This is a genomic window from Arthrobacter sp. NPDC055138 (assembly GCF_053607305.1).
Genome location: NZ_JBSGTH010000006.1, coordinates 95,705 through 115,054, shown reverse-complemented (window position 1 = coordinate 115,054; position 19,350 = coordinate 95,705). Strand labels below are relative to the sequence as shown.

Below are 19,350 nucleotides of genomic sequence, written 5' to 3'. Positions count from 1 at the left end.
CGTGAACATTCCGCTGGCGGTCACGGCGGATGACATTAAGGATTCCACCTGGATCAACATCCTGATCTTCGCCCTGTTTGTGGGCGTGACCCTGGTGGTGGTGCTCCGGGCCAGCCGGAACAACAAGACCGCGGCTGACTACTACGCGGCGGGCCGGTCCTTCAGCGGCGGCCAGAACGGAACCGCCATTGCCGGCGACTACCTCTCGGCGGCCTCGTTCCTGGGCATCTGCGGCGCGATCGCGATCAATGGGTACGACGGCTTCCTGTACTCGATCGGCTTCCTGGTGGCTTGGCTGGTGGCGTTGCTGCTGGTCGCCGAACTGCTGCGCAACACCGGCAAGTTCACCATGGCCGATGTGCTCTCCTTCCGGCTGCGGCAGCGCCCGGTGCGGATTGCCGCGGCCATCACCACGCTGGCCGTGTGCTTCTTCTACCTGCTGGCGCAGATGGCCGGAGCCGGCGGCCTGGTCTCGCTGCTGATCGGCATCGACTCCAAGCTGGGGCAGTCCCTGGTGATCACCGTCGTCGGCGCCCTGATGATCCTCTACGTACTGGTTGGCGGCATGAAGGGCACCACTTGGGTCCAGATCATCAAGGCCTGCCTGCTGATTGCCGGCGCGTTCATCATGACCATCTGGGTGCTGGCGCTGCACGGCTTCAACCTGTCCGAGCTGCTGGGCGCCGCGGTGGAAACCGCCGGCAACCCCGAACTGCTCAACCCGGGTCTGCAATACGGCGTCTCCGAGGCGTCCAAGCTGGACTTCATCTCCCTGGCGCTGGCCCTGGTGCTGGGCACCGCGGCCCTGCCGCACGTGCTGATGCGCTTTTACACCGTCCCCACCGCCAAGGAGGCCCGCAGGTCCGTGGTCTGGGCCATCTGGCTGATCGGCGGGTTCTACCTGTTCACCCTGGTGCTCGGCTATGGCGCCGCAGCGCTGATCGGTCCGGAAGCTATCAAGGCCGCCCCGGGCGGGGTCAACTCCGCCGCGCCGCTGCTGGCCTTCGCGCTGGGCGGGCCGGTGCTGCTGGGCCTGATTTCGGCAGTCGCCTTCGCCACCATCCTGGCCGTGGTGGCCGGCCTGACCATCACGGCAGCCGCCTCCTTCGCGCACGACATTTATGCGAACGTGGTGCGCAAGGGCCAGGTCGACTCGGCCGGCGAGGTCAAGGTGGCCCGGCGCACGGTGGTGGTCATCGGCGTCGTTTCCATCCTCGGCGGCATCGGTGCCCAGGGCCAGAACGTGGCCTTCCTGGTGGCGCTGGCGTTCGCGGTGGCCGCCTCGGCCAACCTGCCCACCATCGTCTACTCGCTGTTCTGGAAGCGCTTCACCACCCAGGGAGCGGTGTGGAGCATGTACGGCGGCCTGGCCGCAGCCATCGTCCTGATCGCGTTCTCCCCGGTGGTCTCCGGATCCGAGACATCGATGATCCCCGGCGCGGATTTCGCCTTCTTCGACCTGAAGAACCCGGGCATCGTGTCCATCCCGCTCGCGTTCTTCCTGGGCTGGCTTGGCACCGTGCTGGACAAGAACAGCGAGGACGCATCCAAGCAGGCCGAGATGGAGGTCCGCTCACTGACCGGCGTGGGTGCCGAGAAGGCGGTGGAGCACTAGCACAACGACGGCGGTGCGCGCCGGAGGCGGTGCCCCGCCACCCCACCACGCGGGCCCGGCAGATGACTGCCGGGCCCGCGTGGCTGTGCGCAGGATCAGCCGTGGTGGGCCAGCCGGACCGGTTCGGAAACGATTTTGCCGGCCCGGGTGCTGAGGCCCGGGAGCAGTTCAGGGCGGATCCGGGATGCGGCGTCGAAGCCCTCGTCTGCGATCAGTTTTGCGTAGGGGAGCGTGGCGTTGGTCAGGGCGTAGGTGGAGGTGCGCGGCACCGCGCCGGGCATATTGGCCACGCAGTAAAAGACCGCGTCGTGGACTTTGAAGGTGGGCTCGGCGTGCGTGGTCGGCCGGGAGTCCTCGAAGCAGCCGCCCTGGTCGATCGAGACGTCCACCAGTACCGCTCCCGGCCGCATCTGGCTGACCATCTCGTTGGTCACCAGCTTCGGTGCTTTGGCGCCGGGAATCAGCACCGCCCCGATCACCAGGTCCGCGGCCAGGACCGCTTCGCGCAGCTCCAAGGCGTTGCTGGCCAGCGTCACCACCCGGCCCTGGTACTGGTCGTCGAGCTGCTGCAGCCGGCGGACGTTGGTGTCCAAGACAGTGACGTTGGCGCGCATGCCCACAGCCATGGACACCGCATTGGCTCCCGCCACGCCGGCGCCGATCACCACGACGTCGGCATGTTGGGTGCCGGGGACGCCGCCCATCAGCACGCCGCGGCCGCCCAGTGGCTGCATCAGCGAGTACGCACCCACCTGGGCGGCGAGGCGGCCGGCGACTTCGGACATCGGGGCCAGCAGCGGCAGCGATCGGTCGGGCAGCTGGACGGTTTCATAAGCTATCGCGGTAGTGCCGCGGGAGCACAGCTCTTCGGTGAGCGCGGGGTCGGCAGCAAGATGCAGATAGGTGAAGAGCGTCAGGTCGCTGCGGAGCCGGTGGTATTCCTCCGCCACCGGTTCTTTCACCTTCAGAACCAGCTCCGCCTCCTCCCAGACGGCGTCGGCCGACTCGATGATGCTGGCGCCGGCCGAGGCATAGTCCTCGTCGGATATCGAGGAGCCCCGGCCCGCCCCGGCCTCCACCAATACTTGGTGGCCGGCGGTGCTGAGCTCGTTGACCCCGGGCGGCGTGATGGCCACCCGGAATTCGTTGTTCTTGACCTCGCGTGGCACTCCAATGCGCATGGACGCCGTCCCTTCTGGTCGGCCGCCGGCGGGTGCGGCGGACGTGAACGACGCGGGCCGGCGGAACAGGACTTGCTCGATGGACCGAGCTTACATCCAGCTGCGCCTGGGCTAGCCGCCGGTGCGGACTCCGCGGGCCAGCAGCGGCTCGATCCGGAACGGGATCAGTTCGTGCATGGCCAGCGACGTGTCGGTCCGCTCCACGCCGTCGATGGCCAGGATGGTGCCGTTGATCCGGAACAGGTCTTCCGCGCCCTCCGAGACCACCCGGGCTAGGATGTCCGCCTGCCCGGTGACGCCGAAGGCTTCCAGCACTTCCGGAATGCGGGCCAGTTCGTCGGTGATCTGCTGCAGCTTCGGCTGGTGCACGTGGATGTGGATGAAGGCAGCCAGCGGATAGCCCAGCGCGGCAGGGTCGATCCGACGCTCGAAGGAAAGGAACACCTGCTCCTGCTCCAGCCGGGACATGCGTGCCTGCACCGTGTTGCGGGAGAGGCCGAGCTTCTGTGCCAGGGCCACGACGGTCCGGCGGGGATCCTGCGCCAGTGCTCCGAGCAGCCGCAGATCGGTGCCGTCAAGATTCCGCATAATGCGCAGGCTAGCACGCCCATCCCGGGCCGGATAGGGCACAATGCTCAATCCTGTCGCTGATCATTGCGCTACTTGCGGGACGTGAGTAGTGTCACAATCATCTGCCGGCAAAGGTGCCGGCGGGGCTGTCCGGTGCCGGGGATCCACAAGATTATCCCGGCCCTGAAGACGCAAAGGGAGTGTCGCAAGTGTCCTTACCAGGCACGGACCCGGCCGGTCCGGTCAATGATGAAAGCTATATCCAACTGCTCGCTCCGGACGGAACGCGGACAGCCAGCGAGGAGTTCGACCCCTGGCTGGAGGATATCGACGGCGACCGGCTCGCCGGCCTCTACCAGGACATGGTGGTGGTCCGCCGGCTGGACCAGGAAGCCACCGCCCTGCAACGTCAGGGAGAGCTGGCCCTGTGGCCGCCGCTGCTGGGACAGGAAGCGGCCCAGATCGGTTCCGGCCGAGCCCTGCGCAAGGACGACTTCGTCTTCTCCAGTTACCGCGAGAACGGCGTTGCTTACTGCCGCGGTGTGGACCTGACGGACATGATCCGGGTGTGGCGCGGCAACAGGCCTTCCGGCTGGGATCCATACGAGATCAACATGGCCACCCCGCAGGTGATCATCGGCGCGCAGACGCTCCACGCCACCGGCTATGCCATGGCAGCCAAATTCGATGGCGACGACGCGGTGGCCGTGGCGTACTTCGGCGACGGCGCCACCAGCCAGGGCGACGTCAACGAGGCCATGGTCTTCGCCGCGAGCTTCCAGGCCCCGGTCCTCTTCTTCTGCCAGAACAACCAGTGGGCGATCTCCGAGCCGGTAGGCCTGCAGGCCCAGGGCAAACTCTCCGACCGTGCCCCGGGATTCGGCATTCCCAGCTACCGGGTGGACGGCAATGACGTGCTGGCCTGCCTGGCCGTGACCCGCAAGGCGCTCGACCACGCACGCGTCGGCGGCGGTCCGTCCTTCATCGAGGCTGTCACCTACCGGATGGGACCGCATACGACGGCTGACGACCCCACCCGCTACCGCGACGCCAACGAGCTCGAGGACTGGAAACGCCGCGATCCGATCGACCGGCTGGCAGCCCTGCTGAGCGCCGAAGGGCTGCTCGACGACGGGCTGCGCCAACGGGTCCAGCAGGCCGCGGACCAAGCCGCCGCCGAGATGCGGGCCGGTTGCATCAACATGGCCGAACCTGCCGACCTTGAATTGTTCGAGAACGTCTATGCGGGGCCGCACCCGGTGCTGGCACGCCAGCGCCGGCACTACGAGCGCTACCTTGATTCGTTTGAAGCTGCTGAAGGGGGCCAGCGATGACCATCATGACGTTCGGGCGGGCCATCAACACCGGCCTGCGCAAGGCCATGGAGAACGACCCGAAGGTGGTGATCATCGGCGAGGATATTGGTGCCCTGGGTGGCGTCTTCCGGATCACCGACGAGCTGCAGAAGGACTTCGGGGCGCACCGGGTGATCGATGCTCCGCTGGCCGAATCGGCGATCCTGGGCACCGCCGTCGGAATGGCCTACCGCGGTTACCGGCCGGTCTGCGAGATCCAGTTCGACGGCTTCATCTACCCGGCGTTCGACCAGATTGTCAGCCAGGTGGCCAAACTGCACTACCGCACCCGCGGCCGGGTCAAGATGCCGCTGACCATCCGGGTGCCGTTCGGCGGAGGGATCGGAGCGGCCGAGCACCACTCCGAATCGCCGGAAGCATATTTCACCCACACCTCCGGACTGCGCGTGATCGCGGTGTCGAATCCGCAGGACGCCTGCACCATGATCCAGCAGGCCATTGCCAGCGACGATCCGGTGCTCTACTTCGAGCCGAAGCGGCGGTACCACACCAAGGGCGAGGTGGAGGAGATTCCGCTGGAGGACGCGCTGCCGCTGGACAGCGCACGGGTGGAAGTGTCCGGAACCGACGTGACGTTGGTGACCTATGGCGCGCTGGTCCAGACTGCCCGCGAGGCGGCACAGGCGGCCGCGGACGACGGCATATCGGTGGAAGTCATCGACCTGCGCTCGCTGTCGCCGCTGGACTTTCCCACGGTGGAGGCGTCCGTGCGCAAAACGGGCCGGCTGGTAGTGACGCACGAGGCGGCACAGACCGGCGGGCTCGGCGCGGAGCTCGCGGCCAGCCTGACCGAACGCTGCTTCTACTACCTGGAACACGCCCCTGTGCGGATCACCGGGATGGATATTCCCTATCCGCCGGCCAAGATGGAGCGGCACCATCTGCCGGACCTGGACCGCATCCTTGACGGGGTGGACCGGGTGCTCGGCCGGCCCAACTCGCTGACCGGACTGGAGGACTGAACCCGTGGGGATCAAGGTATTCAAACTGCCGGATCTGGGCGAAGGGCTCACCGAGTCGGAGATTGTCAGCTGGCATGTGGCCGAAGGCGATGCGGTGCAGCTGAACCAGATCCTGGGCGAGGTCGAAACGGCCAAGGCCGTGGTGGAGCTGCCCTCACCGTTCACCGGCGTGGTCCGCACGCTGCACGAAGGTCCCGGTACCACGGTCAGCGTCGGGGAACCCATCGTTTCCATCGAGGTGGATGAGCCAGGACAGGACGACGCCGGGAAGGCGCCGGGGGAGCCTTCGTCGCAGCGCCAGCCGAACCTGGTGGGCTACGGCGCTGCCGCCGAGAGGAACGGCCGTCCGGCACGGCGGCCTCGCCGGACGGTTGCGGTAGCCGGCGCCGCATCGGTGCCAATGGCCGGCGTCGAGGCCGTGCCGCGGGGTGTCGACGCCGCGGACCATAGCGGAAATGCGGGGGCTTCAGCGTCCGGCCAAACCCGGAACATGCCCCACGTGGCGCCGGCTGACCCGGGTACGGAGCGCGGGGCGGCTGCCCCGGCTACGGAGCAATGGGGCGCCGAACTCGCTGCGGAGCGGCCCCGCTCCACCCCGCCGGTGCGGAAGCTGGCCAAGGATCTCGGCGTCGACCTGGCGCAGGTCACTGGAACGGGGGACCGGGGGCTGATTACCCGCGCGGATGTGCAGAGTTTCCACGACGTCGGTGCGGCTGCCCCGGCGGAGGTGCCGGCCACTGGAGCAGGCGGCTGGTTGGCCGGAGCGGCCGAGGCGGAGACACGCATCCCCATCAAGGGAGTGCGGAAACTGACGGCCGCGGCCATGGTGGCCAGCGCGTTTACCGCACCCCATGCGTCGTCGTTCCTGACCGTCGATGCCACGGCCAGCATGGAACTGATCCAGCGGTTGAAAGAGAACAAGGCGTTCGCCGGGCTCAAACTCACACCGCTGACCATCGCGGCCAAGGCGGTGTGCCTGGCGCTGGGGCGCCATCCGGAACTGAATGCCCGCTGGGACGAGGCGGCCGGCGAGATCGTGCAGCAGAACTACGTGAACCTGGGTATTGCGGCGGCCACCCCGCGCGGGCTGACGGTGCCGAACATCAAGGGCGCGCACCGGCTGGATCTGCGCCGGCTGGCCGAGGCCCTGGGGGAGCTGGCCGAAACCGCCCGGGCCGGGAAGACCGCCCCGTCCGACCTGCGCGGCGGGACCATCTCGATTACCAACATCGGCGTCTTTGGCATCGATGCGGGCACCCCCATTCTCAACCCGGGGGAATCAGCCATCCTGGCCGTCGGTGCAGTGCGCCGGCAACCGTGGGAGTATCGCGGCGAGGTGGCGCTGTGCGAGGTGGTGACGCTGAGCCTGTCCTTCGACCACCGGGTAGTGGACGGGGCGCAGGCCGGGCGCTTCCTGGCCGACGTCGGCACCATCTTGCACGACCCCGGTATGGCGCTGACCATGGTGTAGGGCCAAGTTTCCTGCCCATTACTGCCGCACCCGCCGATGAAAGCCAGTGCCAAGGAAAGCCAGCCTCAAGGAAGTCAGGTGGATATGGGCGGTCACGGGGACTTCGTGGCGTTGCTTGAGTTTCTGGCCGCGGTAAGAGATGCCACCCTGCGCGGACCCCTGTCAGCGGTAGTGGACAGGACGGACCACAAAGGCATCAGTGACAGCGTGAAGGTCAGAATCAGTGATGGTGCTGGCCGCTGGAGAGTGGAAGACGACGACGGCAGCATCGCCTTTGATCCCATAGCGGGCCTCGTGACCCGGGCCGGAGGCATTGTCGAGATGATCGGACACGAACGACCGGACTGGCTTCCGGATGAAGTCCGGCTCTTCTATCCGCTCACCATGCGGATCTGGGGCGGTCACCAGGACGACCAGCGAATCACCGGGGCGGAACGCACGCAGAACGGCATCCGCCTGTCGATGGTGTATCTCGAGGACGAGAACTTTTCGGCGGAGGCAATGTTCGATCCAGAACACGGTGTAGTGACTGATTTCCGGACGGCTACCCACCGGCTCTCCGTCCGGGAGCTTCAGAGCGACATCGGCGGTGGAACCTGATTGCTGCAGCCGAGAGCCCGTGCAGCAGAACGCTGCACGGGCTCTCGGACAACTGGCGGAAGCCGGTCTCAGGCCAGTTCGAGGATCTCCTCGGTGACCACGGCGCCGCGGGCGTTGGCGAAGCCCTGGGCCTCGCCAACGGTCCGGAAGCCCAGCTTGTGCAGGACCTTGACCGAACCCAGGTTGTCCTTGACCACCCGTGCGCGGATCGGGCGGGCGGTGAATTCCTTCAGGAACGCCTCGACGGCGGCGGTGGTGACGCCCTTGCCCCACTGCGACTTGGCCGTCCAGTAGCTGAGTTCCGGGTAGCCCTCGTTCGGATAGGCCAGCACGCTTCCCACCACTTCGCCGTCGACGGTGACGGTGCGAACGGTGATGGTCTTGTCATCGAGCAGGCTTTGCCAGTGCAGGTTGAAGACGCCGCGGTCGGAGGGATTCTTGGCGGCGAATGCGGCCATATGGTTGGCGTCGGGATCCTGCTGGTACTCGAAAAACTCGTCGAGGTCGGCAGGTTCTACAGGACGAAGCTCAATCACAGTAGACCTTTCGGCTAGTTGGTATCTGATACACCCTACTCGGCTTTCAACGCCGCCCATGCCATTTGTTCCAGTAGATTGCGGCGCCAGGCTTCCCGCAGCGGCCGGCTCCGGTGGGTCGAATGCGGGGTGGAGTTGATCAGTCCGAAAGCGGCGTGCGCGCGCACCCGCAGCTGCGCCGCGTCGGCCTCGGGCAGCAGTCGCGCCAGCACGGAAACCCACACTTCCACGTAGGTGCGCTGCAGCGTCCGGACGATCGCGGAATCGTCGGCGGGTAGGCTGTCCAGGTCCCGGTCATGGACGCGGATCACGTCCGGATTTTTCAAGGCGAAGTCCACATGGAAGGCGACCAACCCGCGGAGTGCTTCCTCGGCGTTGTCCCGGCTGGCCGCTACTTCCTGGCCGCCGTCCAGCAGGTCCTGGCTGACGCCCGTGAGCAGGGCGGCCAGGACGGCATGCTTGCTGTTGAAGTGCCGGTACACCGCAGGGCCGCTGACGCCTACCGCCGAGCCCAAGTCCTCGATCGAGACGCCGTTGAAGCCGCGCTCGGCGAAAAGGCGGGCGGCAGCATCCAGCAGCGCGGCCCGGCGGGTGGCCTTGGCCCGGCTGCGCCCGGTCTGCCGAATCTCGGCGTCGGCATGCGGTGCGCTCGGCATGGATCGGCTCCCTCGGACAAATGCTGGGTGAGTGCTGGACAAGACAGTGGGCGGCTACTAGCCTGATTTCAGTTAGTACAGACTAACCAAAATGCGTCTTGCAGGCCAGTTGTTTCTGCTGCTATCAGCGGCGGGCTGCGGGATGCGCAACGGCTTCGGCCAGGAAGGTGTCGATGGAGACACTGGCTTCCCGGGTGGACACTACCAGTGAAAGCTTCCGGACCAACGATGTTGCGCAGCGCAAGCTCGCGGCCGAACTGCACGACCGCTTGGCCTCGGCGGCGCAAGGCGGGCCGGAGAGTGCGCGCGCCCGCCACCTTGGCCGCGGCAAGCTGTTGCCGAGGGAGCGGGTGGACGCCCTGCTGGATGACGGCAGCCCGTTCCTGGAGATCGCCCCGCTCGCGGCGGAAGGGATGTACGACGGCGATTCGCCCGGCGCCGGCATGATTGCCGGCATCGGCCTGGTCCACGGCCGCCACGTGCTGGTGGTCTGCAATGACGCGACCGTCAAGGGCGGCACGTACTACCCCCTGACCGTCAAGAAACATCTGCGCGCCCAGGAAGTGGCGCTGGAGAACAACCTGCCCTGCATCTATCTGGTGGACTCCGGCGGCGCCTTCCTGCCCAAGCAGGACGACGTCTTCCCGGACCGCGAGCACTTCGGCCGGATCTTCTACAACCAGGCGCGGATGTCGGCGGCCAAGATCCCGCAGATTGCCGCGGTGCTGGGTTCCTGCACCGCCGGCGGCGCGTATGTCCCGGCGATGAGCGATGAGACAGTGATTGTCCGCAATCAGGGAACCATCTTCCTGGGCGGTCCGCCGCTGGTGAAGGCGGCGATCGGCGAGGTGGTCACCGCCGAGGAGCTAGGCGGCGGCGACCTGCATGCCCGGACCTCCGGCGTGACGGACCATCTGGCGGAGAACGACCTGCATGCGTTGGAGATCGTGCGCGACATTGTCTCCACCCTCCCGTGCACCGCGCCGGCGTGGGAGACGGCGCCGGTCGAAGCGCCGGCAGCCGACGCGCAGGAGATCTACGGCGCCGTGCCGGTGGACGTCAATGCCAGCTACGACGTCCGGGAAGTGATCGCCCGGCTAGTGGACGGCAGCCGCTTCCATGAGTTCAAGCGCGAGTACGGCAGCACCCTGGTCACCGGCTTCGCCCGGCTGCACGGGCACCAGGTGGGGATCGTGGCGAACAACGGCGTGCTCTTTTCCGAATCCGCGCTCAAGGGCGCACATTTCATTGAACTGTGCGACCAGCGCGGCATCCCGCTGGTCTTCCTGCAGAACCTCTCCGGCTTCATGGTGGGCCGCGACTACGAGGCAGGCGGCATCGCCAAGCACGGCGCCAAAATGGTCACCGCCGTCGCCACGGCGCGCGTGCCGAAGCTGACCGTGGTGATCGGCGGCTCGTTCGGCGCCGGCAACTACTCCATGTGCGGACGCGCCTACTCGCCGCGATTCCTCTGGATGTGGCCGGCCGCGCGGATCTCGGTGATGGGCGGCAACCAGGCGTCCTCGGTCCTGGCCACCGTCAAGCGCGACCAACTGGAAGCCCGCGGCGAGCAATGGAGCGCCGAGGCGGAGGAAGAATTCAAGACCCCCATCCGGGAACAGTACGAGGCCCAGGGGAACCCGTACTATTCCACCGCCCGGCTCTGGGACGACGGCATCATCGATCCGGTGCAGACCCGCACGGTGCTCGGCCTGGCCCTCGATGTCTGCGCCAACAGCCCGCTGCCGGAATCCGCTTTCGGCCTGTTCAGGATGTGAGAGAAGTGTTCGAGACCGTCCTGGTTGCCAACCGCGGCGAAATTGCCTGCCGAGTCATCCGTACGCTGCGCGGCATGGGCATCCGCTCCGCCGCCGTCTATTCAGACGCCGACGCCGGTGCCCGCCACATGCGCGAGGCCGACGTCGCGGTGCGGATCGGGCCGGCGCCCGCTACGGAGAGTTATCTGCGCATCGACGCAGTGATCGAAGCGTGCAAGGCCACCGGTGCCGAGGCGGTCCACCCCGGCTATGGCTTCCTCAGCGAGAATGTGAACTTTGCCCAGGCTCTGGAGGCGGCGGGCATAGTCTTCATCGGGCCCAATGTGGGCGCCATCGGGATCATGGGGGACAAGATCCGCTCCAAGAACCATGTGGCCTCGCACGGGGTTCCGGTGGTCCCCGGGATCGACGAACCCGGACTCGACGACGAGCGCCTGGTCCTGGCCGCGGAGAAGGTCGGTTACCCGCTGCTGATCAAGCCGTCGGCCGGCGGCGGCGGCAAGGGGATGGTGGCCGTGCAGCGGCCCGAGGAGCTGTCCGCTGCGCTCGCCGCCGCCCGGCGCGTGGCCGCCTCCGCCTTCGGCGACGACACGTTGTTCCTGGAGCGGCTGATCGCCCGGCCCCGGCACATCGAAGTGCAGGTGCTCTGTGACCGGTTCGGCAATGCCATCCACCTGGGCGAGCGCGAGTGTTCGTTGCAGCGCCGGCACCAGAAAGTCATCGAGGAGGCGCCGTCGTCGTTGTTGGACGAAGCCACCCGCGCCAGGATCGGCGAGGCGGCCTGCGAGGCCGCCCGTTCGGTGGACTACACCGGGGCCGGGACCGTGGAATTCCTGGTCTCCGATGACACCCCCGACGAGTTCTTTTTCATGGAGATGAACACCCGGCTGCAGGTGGAACATCCGGTCACCGAGTTGGTGACCGGGCTGGACCTGGTCGAATGGCAGGTGCGGATTGCGGCCGGCGAGGCGCTCCCGATGGCGCAGTCCGACGTCGTGCTCACCGGACACGCGGTGGAAGCCCGCGTGTATGCGGAAGACCCCGCCCAGCAGTTCCTGCCGTCGGCCGGTACGGTGCTGGAACTGGCCGAAGCATCCGGCGAGGGCATCCGGGTGGACAGTTCGCTGCTGCCCGGCCTGGCCATCCCCTCCGACTACGACCCGCTGCTGTCCAAGGTGATCGCGTGGGGCGTGGACCGGCAGCAGGCCCTCGCGCGGCTGGACGGGGCGCTGGCCGAGACCAGCGTGCTGGGTATCCACACAAACATTGAGCATCTTCGCAGCCTGCTGGCCGACGACGATGTGCACGCCGGGCGGCTGGACACCACGCTGATCGACCGGAAGATCGTGCACCAGCAGTTCCGGCGCCCCGACGACGCGGAACTGGCCGTGGCCGCCGTGGACTGGTTGCTCCGGGAACGGGAGATGCGGAGCCAAACCGGGGCAGCCGGACGGGCAGGGTCCGCCTGGCGGAGTGAGGGCTGGCGGTTGAGCGGACCGCGCCCGCGCACCGTCAGCTTCGATCTGGGCGGCGGCGAGCACCGCGAGGTGTCCGTGGCCTGGGCAGGGGATGCGGCAGCGGGCCCGCCCGGCGGTGCCGTTGTCAGCACAGGCGGCGGCAGCTACGCCGTCGTGCCGGACCGCGACGGGCGGGCCGTGGAAGTGGACGGGGTCCGCCGGCCGCTGCGTCGCGCCTTCGGCGAGGACGGCACCATCTGGCTGGGCGATGCAGGCTGGTCGGCCCGGCTGGCGGTCCGCAGCAGGGAGAGCCGGCTCGCGGATGCGTTGGCCGGGATCCAGCAGGCCGAGGGGCAGGTTTCGCCCGAAGTGCGCTCGCCGATGCCGGGAACGGTGACCTCCGTGGCGGTGGCCAACGGCGAGCAGGTCTCGGCCGGCCAGCCGCTGCTCACGGTGGAAGCGATGAAGATGGAGCACCAGCTGTGCGCCGGGATGGCCGGCGAAGTCAGCATCAACCTTAAACCCGGCGATCTGGTCAAGGCCGACCAGATTGTCGCCGTCGTACGGGCAGCAGATCCTGCCCCGGACACGAACAGAAAGGGGCATGACCATGCCTGACTTTTCCCTGAGCGAGGACCATCAGGACCTGGTGGAGACGGTCCGCGACTTTGCCCGCGAGGTGGTGGCCCCGGTCTCCGCCAAGCACGACGAGGAGCACAGCTTCCCGTACAAGGTGGTGGAACAGATGGGCGAGATGGGCCTGTTTGGGCTCCCGTTCCCGGAGGAGTACGGCGGAATGGGCGGCGACTACTTCGCGCTCGCCCTGGCGCTGGAACAACTTGGTGCGGTGGACCAGTCGGTGGCGATCACGCTGGAGGCAGGGGTCTCGCTCGGCGCGATGCCGATCTACCGCTTCGGCACCGAGGAACAGAAACAGCAGTGGCTGCCGATGCTGGCCAGCGGCGAGGCGCTCGCCGGCTTCGGGCTGACCGAACCCGAGGCAGGCTCGGACGCCGGCGGCACGAAGACGCGGGCCGAGCTGGCCGACGGGCACTGGGTGGTCAACGGGCACAAGGAGTTCATCACCAACTCCGGTACCGAGATCTCCAAGCTGGTCACCGTCACCGCCGTCACGGGCACCTCCGAGCGAGCAGACGGCTCGGTCAAGAAGGAAATCTCCACCATCCTGGTTCCCACCGACACCCCCGGTTTCACCGCCGAGAAGGCCTACAACAAGGTGGGCTGGAACGCCTCCGACACGCACCCGCTCACGCTGGACAACGTCCGCGTCCCGGAAGAGAACCTGCTGGGAGCGCGCGGCCGCGGCTATGCCAACTTCCTGCAGATCCTCGACGAGGGCCGGATCGCGATCGCGGCGCTCGCCACCGGGGCGGCGCAGGGCTGCGTGGATGAGGCGGTGCGCTACGCCAAGGAGCGCCAGGCCTTCGGCACCAACATCGGCGCCTTCCAGGCCATCCAGTTCAAGATCGCCCGGATGCAGGCCCGAGCGCACACCGCCCGGCTGGCCTACTACGATGCGGCCGCCCGGATGTTGGCCGGCAAGCACTTCAAAACGCAGTCCGCGATTGCCAAGATGGTGGCAGGCGAGGCCGCCATGGACAACGCCCGCGATGCCACCCAGATTTTCGGCGGCTTCGGCTTTATCAACGAGTTCCGGGTGGCGCGCCACTACCGCGATTCGAAGATCCTGGAGGTCGGGGAAGGGACCACCGAAGTGCAGCTCATGCTGATTGCCCGCGAGCTGGGCCTGTAACCGACCCCCGGTGATCGACCAAGGGCCGCCACCCACCCCCGGTGATCGACCAAGGGCCGCCACCCACCCCCGGTGATCGACCAAGGGCCGCCACCCACCCCCGGTGATCGACCAAGGGCCGCCAGGCCCGCGTGGAGATCCGGGGCCGTTTGCGCACCAGACCGAGGAGGACTCAGTGATCAACAAGGTAGTAGCAACCGCCGCGGAGGCGGTGGCGGACATCCCCGACGGCGCCTCGCTGGCCGTGGGCGGCTTCGGCCTGTGCGGCATTCCAGTGGCGCTCATCCAGGCGCTGCACGACGCGGGCACCACTGACCTGGAGACCATCAGCAACAACTGCGGCGTGGACGACTGGGGCCTCGGCGTGCTGCTGGCGGACGGCCGGATCCGGCGCACCATCAGCTCCTATGTGGGCGAAAACAAGGAATTCGCCCGGCAGTTCCTGGCCGGCGAGCTGGAAGTGGAGCTGACTCCGCAGGGCACGCTGGCGGAGAAGCTGCGGGCTGGCGGTGCCGGCATCCCCGCCTTCTACACCGCGGCCGGCGTCGGCACGCAGATCAGCGAGGGCGGCCTGCCGCGCAAGTACAACGCCGATGGGTCGGTGGCCATGGCCTCGGAACCGAAGGAAGTGCGCAGCTTCGGCGGTGCCGACTACGTGCTGGAGGAATCGCTGCGGCCGGATTTCGGGCTGGTGCACGCGGCCAAGGGCGACCGGCTGGGCAACCTGGTCTTCCACGTCACGGCGATGAACTTCAACCCGCTCTGCGCGATGGCTGGCAAGATCACCATCGCCGAGGTGGAGGAACTGGTGGAACCGGGCGAACTGGACCCCCAGCAGATCCACACACCCGGCATCTTCGTCCAGCGCGTGGTGCTGGCGCCGGACGTGGAGAAACGGATCGAAAAACGCACGGTGCAGCTGGCCGGCCGGGGCACCGGCTCAACCGGAAAGTAGAAGGAGCACGCCATGGCACTAACGCGCAACGAGCTGGCCGCCCGTGTGGCCCAGGAGTTGGAGAACGGGCAGTACGTCAACCTCGGCATCGGGATGCCCACACTGATCCCGAACTACATTCCCGACGGGGTGGAAGTCATCCTGCATTCGGAAAACGGCATCCTGGGCGTCGGACCCTATCCGACCGAAGACAAGCTCGATCCCGACCTGATCAATGCGGGCAAGGAAACCGTCACGCTCAACCGCGGGGCGGCCATCTTCGACTCGGCCGCATCCTTTGGCATGGTCCGCGGCGGGCACGTGGATGTGGCCGTGCTCGGTGCCATGCAGGTGGCGCAGAACGGGGATCTGGCCAACTGGATGATCCCGGGCAAGATGGTCAAGGGAATGGGCGGGGCCATGGACTTGGTCTTCGGTGCCAAGCAGCTGATCGTCATGATGGAGCACCTGGATAAGAGCGGGAACCCCAAGATCCTCACCGAATGCACGTTGCCGCTCACCGGCAGGGCCTGCGTGGACAAGATCATCACCGATCTTGCCGTCATCGACGTCACCGAGCAGGGCCTGGTGCTCCGCGAGACGGCCCCGGGCGTGGATGTCCAGGACGTGGTCGCCGCCACCGGCGCCGAACTCCGGATCGATCAGCTCCAGGCGGGTGCCCGGTGAACACCGACGCCGGGGCCGCGGCTACCCCCTCCGAGGCCGCCGGTGCCCAGAAGGTGATCATCCAGCGCGGGCTGTACTTTGAGGAGATCGAGGCCGACGTCATCTACGCCCACCGCCCGGGCCGGACCGTCACGGAGGCGGACAACGTGCTCTTCACCACCGCCACCATGAACAACCAGGCCCTGCATCTGGACGCGGCGTGGGCGGCCGAACAGCCGTTCGGGCAGCGGCTGATGAACTCCATGTTCACCCTCGCGACGGTGGTGGGGCAGTCGGTCGGCCAGCTGACCCAGTCCACCATCGTGGCGCAGCTGGGCCTCACGGACGTGACCTTCCCGCACCCGCTCTACCACGGGGACACGCTGTATACCGAGACGGTGGTCACCGACAAGCGGCTCTCCAGGTCCCGGCCCGGGACCGGCGTGGTCACCATGCACCACACCGGACGGAACCAGCACGGTGATGTGGTGGCCACCGTGACCCGCAGCTGCCTGATGTGGACGGAGGACGGCCACGCCGCCGCCATAGCGGGCTCGGAAACCAGCGACGCCGAGTTGTGGGACGGCCGGCCCGAAGGCGGGCACCGGTGACCGACTTCGACATGGGACCGGCCATCCTGTTCTGTCCGGCAGACCGGCCGGACCGCTACGGAAAGGCCGCCGAGCGTGCCGACGCGGTGATCCTTGACTTGGAGGACGCGGTGGCGCCGGCGGATCGTGCCGCGGCCCGGGAAGCCATCCTCGGCCACCCGCTGGATCCGGCCCGGACCATGGTCCGGATAAACTCAGTCGGCACCCCGGACCACGCCCTGGACCTGGCGGCCGTCGCACGGTCCGGCTACCGGACCATCATGCTGGCCAAGGCGGAGGACGCGTCGGCGGTGCGGGCGCTGGGGGAGTATTCGGTGGTGGCGCTTTGCGAGACGGCCCTTGGCGTGCTGCAGGCCGCTGAGCTGGCCGGCTGCCCGAATGTCACGGCGCTGATGTGGGGGGCCGAAGACCTGGTCGCCTCGCTGGGCGGCAGCTCCAGCCGGCTTGCGTCCGGGACCTACCGGGACGTCGCCCGGCAGGCGCGCTCGCAGGTGCTCCTGGCCGCGGGCGCCCGCCGCAAGGCGGCGATCGACTCGGTCTACATCGACATACCGGACCTGGACGGACTGGCGGCGGAAGCGGAGGATGCGGCCGCGTCGGGCTTTGCGGCCAAGGCCATCATCCACCCGAGCCAGGCCGACGTCGTCAGGGGTGCCTACCGTCCAGGCCAGGCGGAGGCTGACTATGCGGCCGCACTGCTAGCGGCCGCCGCCAACGAGCCGGGGGCCTTCCGGTTCCGCGGCAAGATGATCGACGGACCGTTGCTCAAGCACGCGGAGCTGACCCTGCGGCGGGCCAGGCAGATGAGTTCTTAGCCGCCGGTCAGCAGGTAGAACTTCTCCGGCCGGCCGGCCGCGCCGTACCGCGGCGTGATCCGGGCCTGGCCGCGCGACACCAGGTACTCCAGATAGCGCCGCGCGCTCACGCGTGCCAGCCCCAGCCGTCCGGCGACTTCGGAGGCCGACGACGCGGCGCCAGTGGCGTTCAGGTCGGCGATGACGGCCTCCAAGGTGGGCAGGGACAGGCCCTTGGGCAGCGCGACGGACACCCGGGAAGCCGGGATGGTGGCCAGCGGGGCCCCGGCGGGCGCCAGCAGCCGGTCGATGCCGTCCTGGTCCAGCATGACCGCCTGGCCGCTGCTGCTGATGTGCCGCCGGTGCTCCACATAGGCGTCCAGCCGGTCCATCAACACCCGGGCCGTGAACGGCTTGACCAGATAGTGGAGCACTCCGCCCGCCATGGCCGCCCGCACCGTGTCCAGTTCCCGTGCGGCGGTGATCGCAATGACGTCGACCGGTTCGCCCGGCAGGTTCCGGACTGCCCGCAGGACCTCGATGCCGCTCAGGTCCGGCAAATGAATGTCGAGCAGCACCAGCTCGGGGCGAAGGTCCGCAATCATGGCCAGCCCGTCGGTCCCGGTGTAGGCGGTGCCCACCGCGTCGAAGGCGCCGTGGGCCAGTAGGAAGCCGGTGTGCACGCCGGCGACTTCCTTGTCATCGTCGACGACGACGGTGCGGATCTGGCTCATGGGACCGGGATTCCTTGCTGGCTGGCCTTGGACGGGGTCGGCGAGAAGCTTACCGTGAACTCGGCGCCGCCGGAGGCTGACGGCGCAACCCGGGCCGTGCCGCCGCGCCGGGCAGCCACCCGGCTGACCAGCGCGAGGCCGAATCCGCGGCTGCCCGGCAGCGCAGCTTCCTTGCTCGAGACGCCCGGTTGGAAGATCCGCCCGCGCTCCTCCGGCGGGATGCCGGGACCGTCGTCGGCGACCGTGATGGTGCAACCGTCGGCGCCCTCCGCGATGGACACGGTGATGGTGCCCTGCGGCCCCACGGCCTCCATGGCGTTGTCCACCAGGTTGCCCAGTACCGTGACCGGATCCGTGGTGCCGTCCGGCGCCAGCTCGGAGGCCGGATCAATGAGCAGCTGGATGCCTTTTTCGTCGCAAATGGTTGTCTTGGCCATCAGCAGGCTGGCGGCATCCGGGTCGGTGATCCCCGGAGCCAGTTCGCCGGCCACCACCGAACCGCCGTGTCCGGAACGGGAGATGAAATCCACTGCCTGCTGCGTGCGGCCCAGTTCCAGCAGGCCGGAGATCACGTGCATCTTGTTGGAGAATTCGTGCGCCTGCGCGCGCAGCGCCTGGGTCACGTCCCGCGCGCCGTCAAGATCCTGCAGCAGCTGGTGCAGTTCGGTGCGGTCGCGCAGGATGATCACGCTGCCCACCCGGCGCGAGTCCACCGTGGCAGCGTTGGCCCGGGCCAGCAGCACGCGTTCGCCGGCGAGCACCGTTTCGTCGGCCCCGCCGTTGGCGGCCAGCATCGCCGCCAGCCCCGGTTCCAGGATCGTGGTGGCCGGGCGGCCCAGCGCGGTGTCGGAGACATCCAGCAGGCGTTTCGCCTCGTCGTTGAGCAGTGCGATGCGCCCGCGGTCGTCGACGGCCACCACGCCTTCGCCGATGCCGTGCAGCATGGCGTCGCGGGTTTCGAGCAGCGCGGCGATCTCTTCCGGCTCCAGCTGGTAGATCCGCCGCCAGACCAGGCGCGAGATGTAGATGGCGCCGGCCGAGCCGACCAGCGCGGCCGCGATGAGCCACGCCAGCAGGACCGGCAGGTCGTCGTTCAGGTCTTTGCGCAGCGTGGACTCCAACGTGCCCACCGAGGCCGTGCCGATCACTGTGGCACCCGACCGGTCATAGATCGGTACCTTCACCCGCCACGATTCGCCCAGCGTGCCGGTCTGCCTGCCAATGAACGTCTCGCCGGACAGCGGGATGGATGGATCGGTGGAAACCATCTGTCCGATCAGCGCGTGGTTCGGATGCGAGTAGCGGATGCCGCGGTGGTCGGTGACCACCACATACGTCACCCCGGTGGATTGGGCGATCAGCTCGGCGATCGGCTGGATGGTCTGGCTGGGGTTGGCGTCGTCGAAGGCCTCCACGATGGAGGGCAATTGCGCCACCGAGCGGGCCACGCCGACCATGCGCCCTTCGTAGGCATCGCGGATCTGTTGTTCCTGCATGGAGATGGCGACCGAACCCGCCACCAGCACGACGACGAGCAGGATGAACAGCTGCAGCACGAACAGTTGGGAGCGCAGGGACAGGGATCGGAACACCCCGCCATCTTCGCATGCTGTTAGCTGCGCCACAGGTGCGTGC

Annotated in this window: 18 protein-coding genes; 12 read left to right on the top strand and 6 right to left on the bottom strand. The window is 67.9% G+C overall.

All coding sequences use genetic code 11. The features are described from left to right. The first annotated feature begins 1 nt into the window (after position 1). Positions 2-1,615, top strand: coding sequence for a solute symporter family protein (locus ACWF5H_RS15480; protein WP_452037929.1), 1,614 nt, complete (start codon positions 2-4; stop codon positions 1,613-1,615). A 95-nt stretch (positions 1,616-1,710) separates the two neighbouring features. On the opposite strand, the gene ald is transcribed toward ACWF5H_RS15480, so the two are convergent. Continuing rightward, entirely contained in the window at positions 1,711-2,796 is a 1,086-nt protein-coding gene (gene ald, locus ACWF5H_RS15475) for an alanine dehydrogenase (protein ID WP_452037927.1), read from the bottom strand. A gap of 111 nt (positions 2,797-2,907) precedes the next feature. Beyond that, positions 2,908-3,384, bottom strand: a complete 477-nt coding sequence (locus tag ACWF5H_RS15470; protein WP_452037925.1) for an Lrp/AsnC family transcriptional regulator — start codon at positions 3,382-3,384, stop codon at positions 2,908-2,910. 182 nt (positions 3,385-3,566) lie between these two features. Between ACWF5H_RS15470 and pdhA the strand changes: the two genes are divergently transcribed. The 4 genes from pdhA to ACWF5H_RS15450 are packed head-to-tail and all read left to right on the top strand — an operon-like array spanning position 3,567 to position 7,775. Further along, a complete protein-coding gene (pdhA, locus tag ACWF5H_RS15465; RefSeq protein ID WP_452037923.1) occupies positions 3,567-4,700 on the top strand; it encodes a pyruvate dehydrogenase (acetyl-transferring) E1 component subunit alpha in 1,134 nt (377 codons plus the stop codon). Next, complete coding sequence (locus ACWF5H_RS15460) at positions 4,697-5,704, top strand: alpha-ketoacid dehydrogenase subunit beta (protein ID WP_364652314.1); 1,008 nt, start codon at positions 4,697-4,699, stop codon at positions 5,702-5,704. Before pdhA ends, ACWF5H_RS15460 begins: the two co-directional genes overlap by 4 nt. A gap of 4 nt (positions 5,705-5,708) precedes the next feature. Then, on the top strand, positions 5,709-7,175 hold the full coding sequence (locus ACWF5H_RS15455; RefSeq protein ID WP_452037921.1) for a 2-oxo acid dehydrogenase subunit E2: 1,467 nt from the start codon (positions 5,709-5,711) through the stop codon (positions 7,173-7,175). Positions 7,176-7,211: 36 nt separating this feature from the next. Then, complete coding sequence (locus ACWF5H_RS15450) at positions 7,212-7,775, top strand: hypothetical protein (protein WP_452037919.1); 564 nt, start codon at positions 7,212-7,214, stop codon at positions 7,773-7,775. Between the two features lie 68 nt (positions 7,776-7,843). Here the strand turns inward: ACWF5H_RS15450 and ACWF5H_RS15445 are convergent, their stop codons facing one another. Together ACWF5H_RS15445 and ACWF5H_RS15440 are read right to left on the bottom strand one after the other, a co-directional pair. After that, the gene (locus tag ACWF5H_RS15445) at positions 7,844-8,311 is read right to left on the bottom strand and encodes a GNAT family N-acetyltransferase (RefSeq protein ID WP_364652312.1); all 468 of its coding nucleotides are present in this window, start codon (positions 8,309-8,311) and stop codon (positions 7,844-7,846) included. Positions 8,312-8,346: 35 nt separating this feature from the next. Beyond that, the gene (locus tag ACWF5H_RS15440; protein ID WP_452037917.1) at positions 8,347-8,967 is read right to left on the bottom strand and encodes an SACE_7040 family transcriptional regulator; all 621 of its coding nucleotides are present in this window, start codon (positions 8,965-8,967) and stop codon (positions 8,347-8,349) included. Between the two features lie 173 nt (positions 8,968-9,140). On the opposite strand from ACWF5H_RS15440, the gene ACWF5H_RS15435 reads away from it, so the two are divergent. The 7 genes from ACWF5H_RS15435 (at position 9,141) to ACWF5H_RS15405 (ending at position 17,002) form a co-directional block, all read left to right on the top strand. Further along, a complete protein-coding gene (locus tag ACWF5H_RS15435; protein WP_452037915.1) occupies positions 9,141-10,745 on the top strand; it encodes a carboxyl transferase domain-containing protein in 1,605 nt (534 codons plus the stop codon). Next, positions 10,742-12,820, top strand: a complete 2,079-nt coding sequence (locus ACWF5H_RS15430) for an ATP-binding protein (protein ID WP_452037913.1) — start codon at positions 10,742-10,744, stop codon at positions 12,818-12,820. Before ACWF5H_RS15435 ends, ACWF5H_RS15430 begins: the two co-directional genes overlap by 4 nt. Further along, positions 12,813-13,976, top strand: coding sequence for an acyl-CoA dehydrogenase family protein (locus tag ACWF5H_RS15425; protein WP_452037911.1), 1,164 nt, complete (start codon positions 12,813-12,815; stop codon positions 13,974-13,976). Before ACWF5H_RS15430 ends, ACWF5H_RS15425 begins: the two co-directional genes overlap by 8 nt. A gap of 175 nt (positions 13,977-14,151) precedes the next feature. After that, positions 14,152-14,931, top strand: a complete 780-nt coding sequence (locus ACWF5H_RS15420; protein ID WP_452037909.1) for a CoA transferase subunit A — start codon at positions 14,152-14,154, stop codon at positions 14,929-14,931. 12 nt (positions 14,932-14,943) lie between these two features. Next, complete coding sequence (locus tag ACWF5H_RS15415; RefSeq protein ID WP_364652307.1) at positions 14,944-15,597, top strand: CoA transferase subunit B; 654 nt, start codon at positions 14,944-14,946, stop codon at positions 15,595-15,597. Beyond that, the gene (locus tag ACWF5H_RS15410; protein WP_452037907.1) at positions 15,594-16,187 is read left to right on the top strand and encodes a MaoC family dehydratase; all 594 of its coding nucleotides are present in this window, start codon (positions 15,594-15,596) and stop codon (positions 16,185-16,187) included. Before ACWF5H_RS15415 ends, ACWF5H_RS15410 begins: the two co-directional genes overlap by 4 nt. Next, positions 16,184-17,002: an HpcH/HpaI aldolase/citrate lyase family protein gene (locus tag ACWF5H_RS15405; protein ID WP_452037905.1), complete on the top strand. Its 819-nt coding sequence runs from the start codon at positions 16,184-16,186 to the stop codon at positions 17,000-17,002. Before ACWF5H_RS15410 ends, ACWF5H_RS15405 begins: the two co-directional genes overlap by 4 nt. Here the strand turns inward: ACWF5H_RS15405 and ACWF5H_RS15400 are convergent. Together ACWF5H_RS15400 and ACWF5H_RS15395 are read right to left on the bottom strand one after the other, a co-directional pair. Next, positions 16,999-17,715: a response regulator gene (locus ACWF5H_RS15400; protein ID WP_452037903.1), complete on the bottom strand. Its 717-nt coding sequence runs from the start codon at positions 17,713-17,715 to the stop codon at positions 16,999-17,001. The two genes, ACWF5H_RS15405 and ACWF5H_RS15400, sit on opposite strands and share 4 nt — an antisense overlap. Then, positions 17,712-19,307, bottom strand: a complete 1,596-nt coding sequence (locus ACWF5H_RS15395) for an ATP-binding protein (protein ID WP_452037902.1) — start codon at positions 19,305-19,307, stop codon at positions 17,712-17,714. Before ACWF5H_RS15395 ends, ACWF5H_RS15400 begins: the two co-directional genes overlap by 4 nt. Between the last annotated feature and the right edge of the window lie 43 nt (positions 19,308-19,350).